At 41.8% G+C, this 15015-nt stretch carries 19 protein-coding genes; 8 read left to right on the top strand and 11 right to left on the bottom strand.

From position 1 onward, the window contains the following. Nucleotides 1-15: 15 nt before the first annotated feature. Entirely contained in the window at nucleotides 16-873 is an 858-nt protein-coding gene (locus tag Q7V21_RS13815) for an SdiA-regulated domain-containing protein (protein WP_304917847.1), read from the top strand. A gap of 51 nt (nucleotides 874-924) precedes the next feature. Here the strand turns inward: Q7V21_RS13815 and fae are convergent, their stop codons facing one another. Together fae and Q7V21_RS13825 are read right to left on the bottom strand one after the other, a co-directional pair. Further along, the gene (gene fae, locus Q7V21_RS13820) at nucleotides 925-1476 is read right to left on the bottom strand and encodes a formaldehyde-activating enzyme (protein WP_304917848.1); all 552 of its coding nucleotides are present in this window, start codon (nucleotides 1474-1476) and stop codon (nucleotides 925-927) included. Between the two features lie 145 nt (nucleotides 1477-1621). Further along, entirely contained in the window at nucleotides 1622-2530 is a 909-nt protein-coding gene (locus Q7V21_RS13825; RefSeq protein ID WP_304917849.1) for a neutral zinc metallopeptidase, read from the bottom strand. 196 nt (nucleotides 2531-2726) lie between these two features. On the opposite strand from Q7V21_RS13825, the gene Q7V21_RS13830 reads away from it, so the two are divergent. Then, complete coding sequence (locus Q7V21_RS13830; RefSeq protein WP_304917850.1) at nucleotides 2727-2882, top strand: hypothetical protein; 156 nt, start codon at nucleotides 2727-2729, stop codon at nucleotides 2880-2882. Between the two features lie 77 nt (nucleotides 2883-2959). Here Q7V21_RS13830 and Q7V21_RS13835 read toward each other — a convergent pair whose 3' ends face one another. Further along, nucleotides 2960-3238: a hypothetical protein gene (locus Q7V21_RS13835; RefSeq protein WP_304917851.1), complete on the bottom strand. Its 279-nt coding sequence runs from the start codon at nucleotides 3236-3238 to the stop codon at nucleotides 2960-2962. Between the two features lie 81 nt (nucleotides 3239-3319). Next, complete coding sequence (locus Q7V21_RS13840; RefSeq protein ID WP_304917852.1) at nucleotides 3320-3592, bottom strand: hypothetical protein; 273 nt, start codon at nucleotides 3590-3592, stop codon at nucleotides 3320-3322. Nucleotides 3593-3680: 88 nt separating this feature from the next. On the opposite strand from Q7V21_RS13840, the gene Q7V21_RS13845 reads away from it, so the two are divergent. From Q7V21_RS13845 to Q7V21_RS13855, 3 genes are read left to right on the top strand one after another with little or no spacing between them, the layout of a single operon-like run. Further along, complete coding sequence (locus Q7V21_RS13845) at nucleotides 3681-4019, top strand: hypothetical protein (protein ID WP_304917853.1); 339 nt, start codon at nucleotides 3681-3683, stop codon at nucleotides 4017-4019. A 36-nt stretch (nucleotides 4020-4055) separates the two neighbouring features. Then, nucleotides 4056-4412, top strand: coding sequence for a hypothetical protein (locus Q7V21_RS13850; protein WP_304917854.1), 357 nt, complete (start codon nucleotides 4056-4058; stop codon nucleotides 4410-4412). A gap of 34 nt (nucleotides 4413-4446) precedes the next feature. After that, a complete protein-coding gene (locus tag Q7V21_RS13855; RefSeq protein ID WP_304917855.1) occupies nucleotides 4447-4905 on the top strand; it encodes a hypothetical protein in 459 nt (152 codons plus the stop codon). Between the two features lie 305 nt (nucleotides 4906-5210). Here Q7V21_RS13855 and Q7V21_RS13860 read toward each other — a convergent pair whose 3' ends face one another. Further along, complete coding sequence (locus Q7V21_RS13860; RefSeq protein ID WP_304917856.1) at nucleotides 5211-5459, bottom strand: hypothetical protein; 249 nt, start codon at nucleotides 5457-5459, stop codon at nucleotides 5211-5213. Nucleotides 5460-5891: 432 nt separating this feature from the next. Here Q7V21_RS13860 and Q7V21_RS13865 point away from each other — a divergent pair, with 432 nt between their 5' ends. Then, nucleotides 5892-6371 (top strand): phosphate-starvation-inducible PsiE family protein, encoded by a 480-nt coding sequence (locus tag Q7V21_RS13865; protein WP_304917857.1) that lies wholly within the window; start codon nucleotides 5892-5894, stop codon nucleotides 6369-6371. Nucleotides 6372-6388: 17 nt separating this feature from the next. Here the strand turns inward: Q7V21_RS13865 and Q7V21_RS13870 are convergent, their stop codons facing one another. The 3 genes from Q7V21_RS13870 to Q7V21_RS13880 all read right to left on the bottom strand — a co-directional run bounded on the left by Q7V21_RS13870 (nucleotide 6389) and on the right by Q7V21_RS13880 (nucleotide 11104). Next, nucleotides 6389-8677: an ATP-binding protein gene (locus Q7V21_RS13870; protein ID WP_304917858.1), complete on the bottom strand. Its 2289-nt coding sequence runs from the start codon at nucleotides 8675-8677 to the stop codon at nucleotides 6389-6391. After that, nucleotides 8674-9705, bottom strand: a complete 1032-nt coding sequence (locus Q7V21_RS13875) for an ABC transporter substrate-binding protein (RefSeq protein ID WP_304917859.1) — start codon at nucleotides 9703-9705, stop codon at nucleotides 8674-8676. Before Q7V21_RS13875 ends, Q7V21_RS13870 begins: the two co-directional genes overlap by 4 nt. A gap of 103 nt (nucleotides 9706-9808) precedes the next feature. Next, nucleotides 9809-11104, bottom strand: coding sequence for a methyl-accepting chemotaxis protein (locus tag Q7V21_RS13880; RefSeq protein ID WP_370654071.1), 1296 nt, complete (start codon nucleotides 11102-11104; stop codon nucleotides 9809-9811). Nucleotides 11105-11323: 219 nt separating this feature from the next. On the opposite strand from Q7V21_RS13880, the gene Q7V21_RS13885 reads away from it, so the two are divergent. Beyond that, nucleotides 11324-11710, top strand: coding sequence for a YkvA family protein (locus Q7V21_RS13885; protein ID WP_304917861.1), 387 nt, complete (start codon nucleotides 11324-11326; stop codon nucleotides 11708-11710). A 9-nt stretch (nucleotides 11711-11719) separates the two neighbouring features. Here the strand turns inward: Q7V21_RS13885 and Q7V21_RS13890 are convergent, their stop codons facing one another. From Q7V21_RS13890 to mtgA, 3 genes are all read right to left on the bottom strand, one after another. Continuing rightward, nucleotides 11720-11950 (bottom strand): DUF2789 domain-containing protein, encoded by a 231-nt coding sequence (locus Q7V21_RS13890; protein ID WP_304917862.1) that lies wholly within the window; start codon nucleotides 11948-11950, stop codon nucleotides 11720-11722. A gap of 170 nt (nucleotides 11951-12120) precedes the next feature. Continuing rightward, nucleotides 12121-12288 carry a hypothetical protein gene (locus Q7V21_RS13895; RefSeq protein WP_304917863.1) on the bottom strand — a complete coding sequence of 56 codons (168 nt, stop codon included), beginning with the start codon at nucleotides 12286-12288 and terminating at the stop codon, nucleotides 12121-12123. 164 nt (nucleotides 12289-12452) lie between these two features. Beyond that, nucleotides 12453-13154 (bottom strand): monofunctional biosynthetic peptidoglycan transglycosylase, encoded by a 702-nt coding sequence (gene mtgA / locus Q7V21_RS13900; protein ID WP_304917864.1) that lies wholly within the window; start codon nucleotides 13152-13154, stop codon nucleotides 12453-12455. Nucleotides 13155-13342: 188 nt separating this feature from the next. Here mtgA and Q7V21_RS13905 point away from each other — a divergent pair, with 188 nt between their 5' ends. After that, nucleotides 13343-15004: a SulP family inorganic anion transporter gene (locus tag Q7V21_RS13905; protein WP_304917865.1), complete on the top strand. Its 1662-nt coding sequence runs from the start codon at nucleotides 13343-13345 to the stop codon at nucleotides 15002-15004. The last annotated feature ends 11 nt before the right edge of the window (nucleotides 15005-15015 follow it).

Genomic DNA, 15015 nt, shown 5'->3' on the forward strand with positions numbered 1-15015 from the left:
TAAGGTTAAGTCCTCATGAGTAAATCCAGACGTCAGAAAAAACGTTTGATATGGCTGTTTTTAGCGTTGGTTTTATTATTAAGCTGGGTTTCCTGGCACTTTCCGGATAACTCTCCATTAAGTGGTATTGAAACCGAATGGGATTTAACACAATACCGTCCTGTTGGAAAAACCACTCGTATTGAGGGAATTGAAGATAACCTCTCGGGGTTAACCTACCACCCGCCTTCCGGACATTTATATGCTGTGACCAATAAACCCCGGCAGATCCACATTCTGACAAAAACCGGCGAATTGGTCAGAAGCATTAAGCTGGAAGGTTTCCGCGATACCGAATCCATTGCTTACGCCTACGATAATTATTTTTTCATTGCTGAAGAGCAACGTCAGAATCTGGTTAAAATCGAAGTGCCAGACAATGTCGATACGGTAAATTATGCCGATGCCACTATTTATCATATTGATATCGGACACAATGATAATCATGGGCTGGAAGGTGTTGGCTGGTCACAACAATTTGGTTTATTTGCCGTTCAGGAAAAACCACCACTGATTATTTATCAGCCAACGGAAACCCACGATTTCTCGAATACGCTAAAAGCATTGAGTCAGGTTCGCTTGAACGTGCGGGATTTTGCTGGAATGGAAGTATTGCCGGGCAAAGTCGATAAATTGCTTATCTTAAGCGAATCATCAGATAGCCTGCATGTGGTAGATATGCAAGGCAATGAATTATCACGCTTAAGTTTACGTAGCGACCCATTTGGTTTGATTGGCTGGTTTTGGCAGCCTGAAGGCGTTGCAGTAGATGATGAGGGAGTTATTTATATTGTCGGAGAGGCGAATCAGTTTCTCGCTCTTAAGCGGCAGTAAACCACTCCCCGGCTTTGAAAAAATTTCAAAGCCGGGGATGTTTAAAATAACTTACCAGGCAGATTCGCCAGTTTCTGGATCATACATTTCATGATGGATCTTATTGCGGTTAGCAATCAATTCATCAATGGTCGGTGAACCTGACATCGCGCGTTTAATGGCCAATTTCATCGCTTCATAGTTAGTACGGTATAAATCTTTGCGATCTACATCCGGATTAGCTGCCGCATCTGGTGAGATCCAGATCATGGCGACAATACATAAGTCATCGGCATGTTCTTTTGGTATCACACCTTCAATAACGCTATCCAACACAGCATCTGCTATTGCAGATTGGACTGGGCCACCAAACAATGCAACATAACTGCCTGATTTAATGGTGACTTTTGGCACAATCATGGTGGCAGGTTTAACTTGTTGGTTGGTGGCACGGATAGCAAACATGCGTGTATGACCTTCCGTTTGGCCCATCAAATTGGCAAATGCCTGGCCAGCTGGCCCTTTAGTGCTGCCGATTAAAATTTCCGGCATTGCATCGGTACCTTGATCTTCACTGGCAAAGACAGTGGCTTCAGCGGTTCTAAACCAAACTGGTTCTGACATAGTTAAACTCCAAATAATTACAAGAAAAAAACGCGCCATTCTATGTTGATGGTAACTCAGCCCGCAAGCAATAATCCTTAAGGCGTAATCCCCATCGTGAATATGAGCAGGCACGTTGATAAATTAAACCAATACACAGCAACTTTTAATTCGCTGCAAAGGTATTACAACTTGTTATATCCCCTGTCTCAAAACCCGTGGTAAACCATTGCATACGCTGTTGTGAACTGCCATGGGTAAATGAATCCGGGCTGACATAACCTTGGGATTGCTTTTGCAAAGTGTCATCACCTATTGCACTGGCAGCCTGAAGTCCCTCTTCGATGTCGCCAATTTCCAATAATTGTCGTTTATCGTTGGCATGGTTAGCCCAAATCCCAGCAAAGCAATCTGCTTGAAGCTCTTGTTTTACCGAAAGTTTATTGGCTTCAACTGTGCTTAATTTGCTTCGTGCAGCGTGAACTTCAGCCGATATTCCCATCAAGGTTTGAATATGATGCCCCACTTCATGGGCGATAACATAAGCTTGAGCAAAATCTCCCGGTGCTGCAAACCGATTGGCAAGTTCATCAAAAAAATTCAAATCCAGATAAATCTGTTGATCGCCAGGACAATAAAACGGACCAACCGCCGATTGTGCGGTACCACAGGCTGACCGAACGACACCACGATAAAACACTAAGCGAGGTTCTTGATATCGCTGACCGTTCTCTTCAAATATCGTGCTCCAAGTCTGCTCCGTATCGGCCAATACGACAGACACAAACTCAACTAATTGCTTTTCTTCCGGTGATTCATTTAACGCGGTTGTTGTCACCGTGGTGGGAGGATTGCCCCCTAATCCAAGCGCATACAACATGCTGCCAAGGCTTCCGGTAAACAGGCCATAGGCCAAAACGGCGGCGATTAACAGTAATGTCCCTTTAAAGCCTAGAAACCGAAACAAGAGAGGTAATAATCTTAAACCACCACCACCAACCCCTCCCGCAGCTGAATGACGCATTGACCGTCTATCCTCAATATTGCTGCTTTTGGGTCTACCTTTCCAGCGCATAGATCATTCCTTTAAAAACCCACTGAAAACTCATTGGATAATGATGTTTTTTCAATTATTTATGCTGGATAGCATAAGCTTATTTCGCGATATTAAACGACTAAAAATGCTTACTGAGTAAACACAGTGAGACTTTTCACACGGCGTTCACTCGAAGAATCGTAATCTCACCATATTACATTGGAGAGATGACGTAATGAGTGACGATAAACCTGAGCAAACCGACAACAACGTCAAAAAACAACGTTTACCCTGCCGGGGCTGCACGACTCACTGCAAAAACTATGCATTCTGTGAAGGTAAGCCCTGGCGACAACAGCCTACGGCACCAACTGGCGTGAAACTTCATTAAAAAAACCCAATAAACCCTGTTGGTTTATTGGGTTAGTCTTAATAGCATTATCGATAAATCGGTTTAGATAAATCAGATCAATACTGTTGACCAATACCCTGGTCAGTCGCCTCATCTAAACCCATTTCATCACTGTCAGTATTGTTTTCATCAAGTCCATCTCCCTCAGGGTTACGATTTATTTCATCGGTGGGCTCAGGGTTTTCCACACCACGCCCTTCATCGTCACCATAGGGGTTTTCACTCCATTCGGGATTAACCTGTTGTCCTACTTGATTATCTTGTTCATCGGAACATCCTGACAACATCACGGATGTGAAAGCAAGTGACACGGTAAACACTATTGTTTTGAACATGGTTACTCCTTACAAATTACTTACAAACAAGCTGCAAAATGTCGTTAAATCAACATTCGTGAACCTTATTGAAGATTTATATCAATGAGATAACTGCTCATAGCACGCTTCTGCCGAACCATTAAGTGAAATTGATTTAATAAAAATGGCTAAAACTCCTTCAGCAACCATTATGCCATTCAGCCTAATAGCGCCCTGCAAGCTGCTATCAGCAAGCTTAAGCATCATCAAATCACCCCAAGTAATAGCCATCTCCCTATAAATATTTCTATCACTGCAGTAATTTTTACCGATATTGCTGGTCCAAAAATTAACCTTATCAACTTTAAGAAATTCCCGTGTTGAGGCTTGCAAAGACTTTTCCCGCAATTTGGCTCGCTAGGTACAGTAATTGCTACTAAAGAAAATAGAAAAACAGAACCAAATTAATAGGGATAACAATATGACGGACTCAAAAATGAAACATACCGATGCCATAACATTGTTGAAAAAGGAACATCGCAATGTTGAAGCAGCATTTGCCCAATATGAAGAGTTGGGTCTATACGCTCACGTCGGTAAACAGAAGTCGGCGGATAAGATTTGTGCCGAGCTGATCTTGCACTCGCAGTTAGTGGAAAAACTCTTTGATGCCAAAGTCAAAGTACTGCCCGAATATATCGAGCAGCATGTAAATGAAGAAGAAATAGAAATGTTTCCATTAATGAAAAAAAGTAAACTCGACTTGTTATTGCTCGGTGAAAAGCTCATTGAGCGTAAACTGCAACTGAGTCGTTGTTAACACGACAACAGTTGCATTATTGAAGAGTGGTGATTTATGGATACCAATCATGCCAATAAAGCCTCAGCGGAATGGGCTTCACTCAAAAAAGAGGCTACTTTTTTTCCGATTTATTCCATGCGCAAAGCATGGGATGTTTTGGAAAAAGAAATCTTCAGCTTGTCCACAACGACCAATAAAGTTAATGCCGTATCGATTATGCGTGGCAAAATCAAAATGGGCAAAATCACTGTTCTGGATCCCCGGCTGGGCAATCTGATCCACAGCTTGGAATACACCAGACTCAGTATTGAAACCATTCAATCCCCTCCTCTTTCAATGATCCTTGAATATATTCAAGCCTGCGAGAGAGTCCACTGGATAATTGATAACTATCGAAAACTCGCCAGCTGATTCTCAACATCGTATATAAAAAGGGAATTTTTTTATGGCTAAACTGGTTAAATGCAAAGCCTGTGAATATCAAGTGGCTCGTACGGCCAAAACCTGCCTGCAATGTTATACCAAAAATCCTGGTTTAACCGTTACCGATAATCTTCTCCATTGCATCAGTGTTGTCATTTTTCTGGTGGCCATGATATTGCTCTATCGGATTAACACCAATGAACATTTGCTTCAAATAGCCGATGTGGAAGCTGCAGGTTTTGAAAAACATTATCCACGGCAAACATTGATACATAATGCTCAAGATGGCTGGGTTGGACGTTGGAACAGCGAACACATTGAGTTATATCAATTTGCCAATACCAGAACTGTTGATCTGGAGTTTTTCTCTAAACATGCCGCTCCTGATAATGTGTTCGGTTGGACGGATGCCTGTATTCATAAAAACATTATTTTATTAAGCGATGGGCGAAATGCCTGTCAGATTCTTAAACAGTTATAGCCAGCTTTAAATAAAACGGTGTTGAGTATTATTCGGAGTCAGTCGAAGTTGAATCAGCATCATTCTCAGTGGTTCTGCATAAATGCTTAAGCATAATATTCTCCCGAGATTGGGGCTTGCCTAAAGCCTTATTGGGATGAGCAGGTAGTCAGAATTCATCGTTAGGAACTGCAGAAAAATGAAAACGTAGCGTTACTTTCCCTAAGTAATTATTCAAATCGACACTGAGAAATCGACCTGAGAATTCTTACTCCGTTAAAAACGCTACGCTTCCATTAACCCTGGAATCTTTAAAGCTGAGTTAGCTATTGGCCTTGTTCTCTTGCTGGATCACCTTCGCCCATTTTATGTGCTGGGTGTTCCGCGTTGCGATCTTTGGATTTATCTTTGTCATATGCTTTTTTATCTGGCGTCACTTTTTTTCCATCTCTATCGACTTTGTCATAGGTTTGGGTGTCGCCTTGTGCATCATGCTTGTCATGATCACCTGCTAATACAGGTGTTGCAATAAATGCTGTAGCCAGTGCAGTTGAAAGAAATAGTTGTTTAAACATTTCATTCTCCTCGTTTGATTTTCGGCATTATGGTTATAGCTAAATCTAGAAGCTAAACGTTTTCAAAGAAAGTGCCGAAGATGCTTCCCTTGTAATGGAGTTATCGCAATCCTTGTGCCACATCACGTACTTAACGATTACCCCAAGAGAAAAGACAGAAATAACCGTTAAATAACAACAGGATAAAGGCAAACAATCTTAAACCTCTTAAGTGTTTGCAAACGCATAAGCAATGCAGTATTCACATTATTGATAGGAATAAATCATGTAATTTTTACAAGTTGGACGGAAAACTTTCAGGCACTGAAGTTCAGGTTTTAGATAACAGACAGAATGAGCTATTTGCATTTTTCAAAACCGTAATTGACTTGAATTTGTTTGAAAAACACCTATTTGTCCTGTGTTATTCGGGTACAGCTAGGAGGTGACCATATGCCTTTAGATCAACCAACAAAGCAGTTGAATCAATTTAAAAAGCATTGGGCTGTAATGAATTACTATGAGCGGTTCGAGCAGATTATTGCCGTTATTTTATCGGTGGTCATTTCGGTGATAATTCTTATTTCGTTATATCAGCTGATACGTACTGTGTTTGATTTATTATTAGTTAATGCTTTCAACCCGCTTGAACACCACGTCTTCCAGACCGTGTTTGGAATGATTATGACCTTGCTCATTGCGATGGAATTCAAACACTCTATCGTCAAAGTCGCCTTGCGACAGGACAGTATTATTCAAGTTAAAACCGTTGTGTTAATTGCCCTGATAGCCTTATCACGCAAATTCGTGATTTTGGATCCAGATGAAACTGGTCCCGCTAAAATTGCTGCACTTGCAGGTGCCGCTGTGGCAATGGGAATTGTCTATTGGTTGCTCAGAGAACGGGATGACCGGCTAGGAGAATCGTCATAGCGCAGAACGTCTAATCACTACTTGCTACTCAATGCCAATCTGACTTTATTTGCCAACTCTTCGCGATTGTAGGGTTTTGATAACAGCAGTACACCAGGATCAAGACGGCCATGGTGAACAATAGAATTTTCCGTATAACCCGAGGTATATAACACCCGGAGCGTGGGCCGTAATTTGATCGCCTGCTCTGCAATCTGTCGGCCATTTAATCCTTCTGGCAACACCACATCGGTTAACAATAAATCGACGTGTTGATCAGATTCCAGTATTTGCATTGCCTGTTTGCCATCGGCAGCAGAGATAATCTGATAGCCGAAATGGGTAAGTTGTGAAACAACATACTCACGGACCAGAGGATCATCTTCGACGACAAGAATATGCTCATGTCCAGAATGCAAGTCTTTTGTTTTGGCTTCCAATTTACTGGCTGCCGGATCTATGTTGTTCGCAACGGGTAAATACAGTCTGACGGTGGTGCCCTGTTCCGGCTCTGAATAAATATTCACATGGCCATTACTTTGTTTAATAAAGCCATAAACCATGGCCAATCCCAACCCCGTTCCTTTATCTTTAGGTTTGGTGGTGTAAAACGGTTCAAATACCCTGTGGAGTTTATCGGCTGAAATGCCACAGCCCGAATCAGAAATGGCAAGAACAACATATTCACCAGCATCAATTTGATGATTCTCAGCATACTTATCCGGTAAATGCGTGTTCTGTGCTTCAATCACAATACGTCCGCCTTTCGGCATAGCATCTTTAGCATTCAACACAAGATTGAGTAATGCATTTTCAAACTGCCCCGGATCAACCATCACCAGTTGCAAATTATCATCGACTACTAATTGAATGGAAATGTCTGCACCCAATGCACGTTCCAATAAGGGCCAAATGTGCTGGATCAGTGCTTTAATGTTTATCGGTTTTGGCTCAAGCGGTTGTTTACGGGCAAACGCTAATAAGCTGCGGGTTAACTCCGCTCCACGATAACCAGCCTGCAAAATCATCTCGGCTAAAGGTTTAAGTTTGTTTGACTCATCAAGCGTTTCGTTAATGATCTGTGAGTTACCGATAACCACCGTTAGCAGATTATTAAAATCATGTGCTACCCCACCAGTTAATTGGCCGACCGCTTCCAGTTTTTGCGATTGACGCAGCCGGTTTTCCAGCTCAATACGCTCGGATATATCCTGAAAAGCCCCGTGGACCCCGATAATTTTTCCTTCGTTGTTACGAACTGCTTCGGCCGATGTACAAATCCAAACTGGCTCTCCCGCTGAGTTAATAATTTGTAATTCAGCATCATAAGGGGTGCCGTGTTCGTAACAAGCATTAAAGAGTTCTCTAATCCGATCCTGATGCTCGGGAGTGTAAAAAGAAAATGCCTCTTCAAGTGTCGGAGAGAAACCTACCGGTTTACCGTGAATTTTTGCCACCATGTCAGACCATTTGACTTGCTTGGTCTGCATATCAGCATACCAACCGCCAAAGCGCGTAATTCTGCCGGCAATCTCCAATAAACTGGCTTGCTGACTCAACTCGGCCTGCTGTTGAAGAATGTGTTGATTGGAACGGTCTTTTTGATCGAGAAGGGCATTAAATGCATAGGCAAGCTCGGCCATTTCATCTTTACCAATTACTTCAGCTCTGGCCGTTTCATCGTTGGCAGAAATTCTGTTGATTGTATTGATAAGATTGCGGGTCGGCACAGCAATACGCTGGTACATCATGCTGAATGCCGTCACACACAACAGACCGAACACCAGTGTGGAGAGCATAAAGACAAACAAAATACGGTTGATATGACTTTCAGTAATTTGTTGGTTTTCTTCCATTAACTGGTCAATAGCACTTTCGATGGCAATGCCATGATCAGCAACCTGATTGATAAGCAACCGGGATCTTAACGGTAAGGCTAGCGGATTCAGCCGTAAATCGTTATTGATCAGCTCACTTTGTTCAGGAGGGGTTTGGTAAGCATCTTCCATTGATTTAATTAACTGGTCGATATGACGAATCGCCCGTTGAGCATTGAACTTACCCTTTTCCAATGTGGCAAGTTGCGACTTTATCGTCTGCGCATCACTCAAAAAAACCTGCCACAATCTGTCATCAGCACGAAAAATTAATAAATTATCACTGCCAACAGAGAGTGCATCGATTTTATGTTTAATACTGCCTAGATCACTCAGCTCTTCGCGTTTTAATTCAACCTGTTTGTAGCTCCACGCAGCTAAAACGATCAAAAACAGCAGTCCCAACACACATGTGGTGATAAATACAATAGAGGTCCGAACCAGCTTCATGGCAGATTCTCTGCAGAATTTGCCTGAGGAATTTTAACTAGAAACGGCTTTATTGCTTGTAACGGCTCTGGTGCAAACCAGGAGATTACATCGGTTGGTTTATCTGAGCCTGGAATTTGTTGAAGCTTGGCCCATTGAATGCCTTGATGCAGCTCAGCAATTAATGCCCAATTAAGATTAAGCTGATGTAAACCCGGTTGGTAATCGTTTACAACAATATGGCCTTTATTGGCGGTATCAGTATAAGTCTGCATCACTTTTTCAGTGTCAGACTGAATCAGGGTGATTGCTTCTGCATAGGCTTTTAAAACCTGCTGACAATAATGCGGATTTTCCCGCACCATTTTCCTGGTGGTAACCAGTAACCATTTAGCACTGTATACATGACTGCCTTCAACCTGTTCCAACTGTCCGTCATACTGCGTAATAAATCGGTCGGTCCACGGCTGCCAGACAACAATGGCATCAACTTTGCCATTTATCAAAGCCTCTCCTAACTCAGCCACTGGGAGATCAATGATCTCTACACTGCCTGACGGCACTTGATAAAAGACAGAATACAGCCACCACAGGTATTCAGCGTTAGTACCTTTAGTTAATCCAATCTTGCCGCCTTTCAAATCAGTTACTGTCTGGATGTTTCTACCTTGTGTCGTCAATATCTGATTCAATCGGGTTGAGTGCAGCAGATTAGCCAGAATAACCGGCTCATCGCCCTGCGCCTCGTTAGCAGCATTGGCTAATTTGTCCATGATAAACGGAGTGGAAGACATTAAAGCAAAATCAACTTTACCAGCACGCAAATCTTCCAGATTTTGCTTACCGGAATCGCTGAAAGAAACATCAATTGTTAAATGATGTTTTTCAAAAAGATTATTTTTGCTGGCAACGAAGGTAGGTAAATCACCGAGATAATTTACCCCGGCGAGTTTTAAGGCTTTTTCTTCAGCATTTTCAGACGTACACGCTGTAATGAAAAAAATGAGAAGTATCGATAATGTTTTCAGGCCCATCATTTCTTCCATCATTGGTTGGAATGAATATAGTCTTTATGGCGTACCAAAACATCGATACTTTAATTATTCCACAAACACATTCCAGACATTAATCCGAAAGACACCATTCTTATACCTATAACAATGATGAAACGGTTCGAGAAACATCTTCTGCCCCTTGTAATATTTCATTCATTACCGACGATACCGCATTTAGTTGATCGTTACTGGCCAAAGCACGATCTTTAACACTGTCCATTTTTTGTGTCACATCATGGGTCAACTTACGGTTTTTTCTGACGACTTCTTTAATCTCATCAGTTGAGGTACTGGTTCTTGAGGCCAGTTTCCTAACCTCATCAGCCACTACCGCAAAACCACGTCCCTGATCACCTGCACGAGCAGCTTCTATAGCTGCATTTAAAGCCAACAAATTGGTTTGCTCGGCTATATCATTGATTGTTGAGACAATGTTTTCGATATTTTTCGATTCAGCATTTAATTGTTCAATATTTCCTGAAGTCTCCGACACATGCTGCAAAATGATATTGGACATCTCTACCGAGGTTGTTAGTAACTCAGCACCATTTTTGGCAATTTGTGCCGTTTCTTCAGCGGTAGAAAATGACATTTCCGCCGCACGCATTACTTTATGGTTTAACTCAATTTTGCTGGTAATATCGCTGGCAAACTTGATCACTTTTACCACCTTACCTGTATCGTCTAATACCGGATTGTAAGACGCCTCTAACCATATGGTCTGACCTGAGGCATGTTTTCGCTCATATTGACCGGTAAAGAAATGTCCCGAACTGATTTGTGACCAGAAGTTGGGGTTTTCCTCATAAAATTGATCAAAACAGAACATGCGGTGATGTTTGCCCACTATATCATTTAGAGAATAGCCAACTGTCGACAGAAAGTTTTCATTAGCATTTAAAATATGACCATCTGGCGTGAACTCAATGATGGCCATGGAACGGTTTAATGCACTGAAAGCAGCTTCAAGATCACGTATTTTGTTATCCATATTGGTAACGTCAGAAGCTATTTTAAAAACAGCAGTTACTTTGTTGTCTTTATTAATAACTGGAAAATACGTTGCTTCTAACCAAAGTGTTTTATGAGTTTTAGTAAGACGTTTAAAAGTGCCAGCTTTTTTCTTGCCCTGACGAAGATCTTCCCAGAATCCTTTATATTCTGAAGATTTGACATACTCGGCATCACAGAAAAGTTTATGATGCTGACCGATCACTTCTGATTTTTCATAGCCTATAACCGCTAGAAAATTGTCGTTGACAGCCTCAACAATGCCGTCGGGACTAAATCGTATGGTGGCAACCGAAGCGTCAATTGAATGAATCAGACTTTCAACTTCGTCATATTGATACCGAAGTTCAGCTAACTCTGCTTTGAGTGACTTGTTAAACATAGACATTCCCTCTCCAGAACGTTTTTATTTTTTATTTTGCTTAATTAATACGCGTTTTTATGAATAAATCAATAATAATTATTAGGATATTAGAAAAGAGGTTATGTGAATTTTTTGTCAATCTTCTCAAACCATTAGGCTTTTTTAAAACTTCAATTACAAACAAAAAATCTTCTCATTTATTAATAAAAACTATTAACATTAAAAAGATACGAATTAATGGCGTTTGAGGTAATTAAAAAATTTGCTAAAACGATGACGCTACAGCTGTCGGCTTTATATATCGCCAGTAAAGATCCCATGCTACCCAAGCAAGTGAAGTGGCTGATTGTAGGAGTAGTTGCCTATGCATTAAGTCCGATTGATTTAATTCCAGACTTTATTCCAATTATTGGCTATTTAGATGAATTGCTTATCTTGCCACTAGGGATTTATATTGCGGTGAAACTGATACCTGATGAACTGTGGAGCAAAAGCCTGGCACAGGCAAAAACCCAGCAAATTCATTTACCTGAAAACCGTTACGCAGCAATTGTAATAATTATCTGCTGGATTATTCTGGCAGCGGCCTGCGGTTATGCCTTTTGGTATTGGGCTATAAAATAAACTGAAAAGTTATTGTCGCAACTGGACGTTTAATTGATCCACCACTTCAGCCCAGTCTGAATCTAACGCCAGACATTCTTTTATAAACGCAGCTTGTGCTGGCGACCAAAAATAGGCATTTTCTAATTTGACGTTTTCAGCCAGCTCATGCTGTTTGATAAACTGCTCTATGGCTTGTTCACTGTTATCCAGTCCAAGCTGGAGAAACAAATTTTCCATTGTGTGCTGTGACATATCCATAACTGTTTTCCTCAATTTCTGTATTTATTGATAGACCGTACAAATCTTTAAACTACTCTTGTCGGTTATGGATTCATAAGGAATAACTAAAACAAGCTTGAAAATGATTATCGAAATCTGAAGCTCAATTACAAATACATGGCATTAAGTTTATAACATTCTGAGATTCTTTAAGATTTAGAGGCAAGCCATTCACAGTAATCAGGTTTGGCTTGGGTGTGCAATCCAGCAGAGCAAAATGCTTTTTCACTATCAATAATTTCACCATTGTGTTCGAAAACATTTTCATCTGCGTAATGACGAACCCATGTTTCAAGATCCAAAGCTATTCGATTCATTCTCATCCTGTTAGTCCTTCTATTATGGAAAATCGGTCAATAGATTTAATTAATAACTGATGAGCCTATTCTAGGAAGGAGGTGTCTATTTAATGTGAAGAATCAATGCCCTATAGTAGATATGTGAAACGGCTCACATTAATACTAGGTAAATGCAACCGATATTATTCATCATCTAAAGGTGCCAACCACCGTACACCGCCAAGTCTACGTTGTTGCTGCAAATTCCATTCAGCACGTTTCCGAAGATGTTCTGCAGGTCTGGCGGGATTGTAATTTAAAGGGCTGGGTAATGCTGATGCCAGTAATGCTGCCTGCATCGGTGTGAGATTGGCAGCTGATCGAGAAAAATGATGTTGACTGGCGGCTTCCAAACCAAACACGCCAGGTCCCCACTCGGCGATATTCAGATATACCTCTAGAATCCGCTGTTTACTCCAGCTCAATTCAATCAATAAGGTAAACCAGACTTCCAGGCCCTTTCTGAACCAGCTGCGGCCAGTCCATAGATACATATTCTTCGCCACTTGCTGACTAATGGTGCTGGCACCACGCAATCCACCGCGACGTTCACGTTCTTTTAATGCCTGCTGTATCGCATCAACATCAAAGCCTTTATGCAAAGGGAATTTCTGATCTTCAGAAGCGACAACGGCTAAAGCCGCATGTTTTGGGATCTCATCCCAACTTAGCCAGCTCTTTTTCAATTGAAAATCTGCAGAAGACTGTATCCATCTATCCGCCATAACCATGGTAATGGGAGGATTCACCCAACGAAATGGGACTACCAGCAACAAACTCAACAGCACAAAAGCCAATATTGTCAGCAGCAAAACGCGGAAAATAAAACGAAACAATCGGCGCACAGCAAGGATCTCACTAAAATACTTAAATTCGGACTTCTCAAAGCTTTTAAGGCTTATGATAACAAGCGCCACATAATCAGTTGTTTAATCTTAGCTTGCAAGCTAAAACGAAAACCAAGTTCGAGGTTGTTGATTGATAAATACAGCTTTGACTCTCTTATTTCTGCTCGATAACAAGGAGAACAGGTTTGGGTGCTCTATTTAATGCCTATCGAGCAGGTTTGTTGGGGCGAAATCACTGGCTTTCCAATATTATCTCGGGTGTCATTGTCGGCGTAGTCGCATTACCATTGGCCATGGCATTTGCTATTGCCTCAGGTGCCAAGCCGGAACAAGGTATCTATACCGCGATTGTTGCAGGTTTATTAGTATCGGTGTTTGGCGGCACCCGGCAACAGATTGCCGGTCCCACAGGGGCATTTATCGTCATTCTGGCGGGGATCACAGCTGAATACGGCTATGTCGGTTTGCAAATTGCTACCATGATGGCGGGAGTGATTTTATTGCTTCTAGGGCTCGCTCGAATGGGCTCTATTATCAAATATATTCCTGCCCCCGTTATCGTTGGCTTTACCAGTGGTATTGCAGTCATCATTTGGGTCAGTCAATGGAAAGATTTTTTTGGTTTACCAGCTGTTGAGGCCGTGCATTTTCATGAAAAAGTCTGGGCCTTAATTCACTTATTACCACAATTTCACCTGACCACAACGTTGATAGCCTTGCTTTCATTAGCCATATTGCTCTATTCGATCCGCATCCCCGGTTTAAAAAAGATCCCAGCCCCTCTAACAGCATTATTTGTTGCCACTATTTTACAAACGGTTTTTGAGTTTGATGGTGTCAAAACCATTGGCAATACTTTTGGCGGGATCCCTTTGGGTTTACCGAGTTTTGAGGTGCCCGCGATTACGATAACCCAGGTCATTACACTGATTGGTCCTGCGTTTACTATCGCGATGCTGGGTGCCATCGAATCCTTATTGTCTGCCGTGGTTGCTGACAGCATGTCTGGTAACCGCCATGACTCGAATCAGGAATTAATCGGCCAGGGTATTGCCAACATTGCCACACCGTTATTTGGTGGCTTTGCTGCAACTGGAGCCATCGCAAGAACCGCCACAAATATCCGCAATGGCGGAACCAGTCCTCTAGCCGGCATTATTCATTCAGTTACGTTGATTCTTATTATCCTGCTGCTCGCCCCTCTGGCGGTGAATGTACCTTTAGCAGTTATGGCTGCCATCTTGTTTGTCGTGGCTTGGAATATGGGTGAAATAAAGCATTTCAGCCGTATTATTAAAAATGCACCACGGGCAGATGTAGCAATTTTATTAGTGACTTTTACACTGACAATATTTGTTGATCTGGTGGTTGCCGTGAATATCGGCGTGATATTGGCAACCTTGCACTTTTTGCGTCGTATGGCAGGCAGTGTTGAAGTCCGTCAAACCACCGACCAAGAATTATCCAAAGAACTCTCACAACAAGATCAAGCTATTCTACCTGCTGAAATACGGGTTTATTCGGTGGAAGGTCCATTCTTTTTTGGCGCTGTTGAAAATTTTGAACGTGCTTTAGCCGGTTCCGTGACAACTCCAAAAATACTGATTATTAGACTGGGCTGGGTACCGTTTATTGATTTCACGGGCTTACAAACGTTAGAGCAAATGATTAAAGAGCTGCACAAACGTCAGGTTCGAGTCGTTATCACCGGTGCTAACGCTAAAGTCACAGGCAAGCTGAAAAAAGCAGGCATCATCGCATTGATTGGTGAGCACAACTTTTTCAGCAACTTCAGTGAGGCCTATCAACAGTGCCGGAATGACTTAGCCAAAATGAACCCATCCTAAAAACGATTGTT

The organism is Methylophaga sp. (assembly GCF_030651745.1).

Excerpts from the sequence above, each read along its gene's own strand:
- Q7V21_RS13815 (WP_304917847.1), top strand. The coding sequence starts at position 16 with ATGAGTAAATCCAGACGTCAGAAAAAACGTTTGATATGGCTGTTTTTA.
- fae (WP_304917848.1), bottom strand. The coding sequence starts at position 1,476 with ATGTCAGAACCAGTTTGGTTTAGAACCGCTGAAGCCACTGTCTTTGCC.
- Q7V21_RS13825 (WP_304917849.1), bottom strand. The coding sequence starts at position 2,530 with ATGCGCTGGAAAGGTAGACCCAAAAGCAGCAATATTGAGGATAGACGG.
- Q7V21_RS13830 (WP_304917850.1), top strand. The coding sequence starts at position 2,727 with ATGAGTGACGATAAACCTGAGCAAACCGACAACAACGTCAAAAAACAA.
- Q7V21_RS13835 (WP_304917851.1), bottom strand. The coding sequence starts at position 3,238 with ATGTTCAAAACAATAGTGTTTACCGTGTCACTTGCTTTCACATCCGTG.
- Q7V21_RS13845 (WP_304917853.1), top strand. The coding sequence starts at position 3,681 with ATGACGGACTCAAAAATGAAACATACCGATGCCATAACATTGTTGAAA.
- Q7V21_RS13850 (WP_304917854.1), top strand. The coding sequence starts at position 4,056 with ATGGATACCAATCATGCCAATAAAGCCTCAGCGGAATGGGCTTCACTC.
- Q7V21_RS13855 (WP_304917855.1), top strand. The coding sequence starts at position 4,447 with ATGGCTAAACTGGTTAAATGCAAAGCCTGTGAATATCAAGTGGCTCGT.
- Q7V21_RS13860 (WP_304917856.1), bottom strand. The coding sequence starts at position 5,459 with ATGTTTAAACAACTATTTCTTTCAACTGCACTGGCTACAGCATTTATT.
- Q7V21_RS13865 (WP_304917857.1), top strand. The coding sequence starts at position 5,892 with ATGCCTTTAGATCAACCAACAAAGCAGTTGAATCAATTTAAAAAGCAT.
- Q7V21_RS13870 (WP_304917858.1), bottom strand. The coding sequence starts at position 8,677 with ATGAAGCTGGTTCGGACCTCTATTGTATTTATCACCACATGTGTGTTG.
- Q7V21_RS13875 (WP_304917859.1), bottom strand. The coding sequence starts at position 9,705 with ATGATGGAAGAAATGATGGGCCTGAAAACATTATCGATACTTCTCATT.
- Q7V21_RS13880 (WP_370654071.1), bottom strand. The coding sequence starts at position 11,104 with ATGTTTAACAAGTCACTCAAAGCAGAGTTAGCTGAACTTCGGTATCAA.
- Q7V21_RS13885 (WP_304917861.1), top strand. The coding sequence starts at position 11,324 with ATGGCGTTTGAGGTAATTAAAAAATTTGCTAAAACGATGACGCTACAG.
- Q7V21_RS13890 (WP_304917862.1), bottom strand. The coding sequence starts at position 11,950 with ATGGATATGTCACAGCACACAATGGAAAATTTGTTTCTCCAGCTTGGA.
- Q7V21_RS13895 (WP_304917863.1), bottom strand. The coding sequence starts at position 12,288 with ATGAATCGAATAGCTTTGGATCTTGAAACATGGGTTCGTCATTACGCA.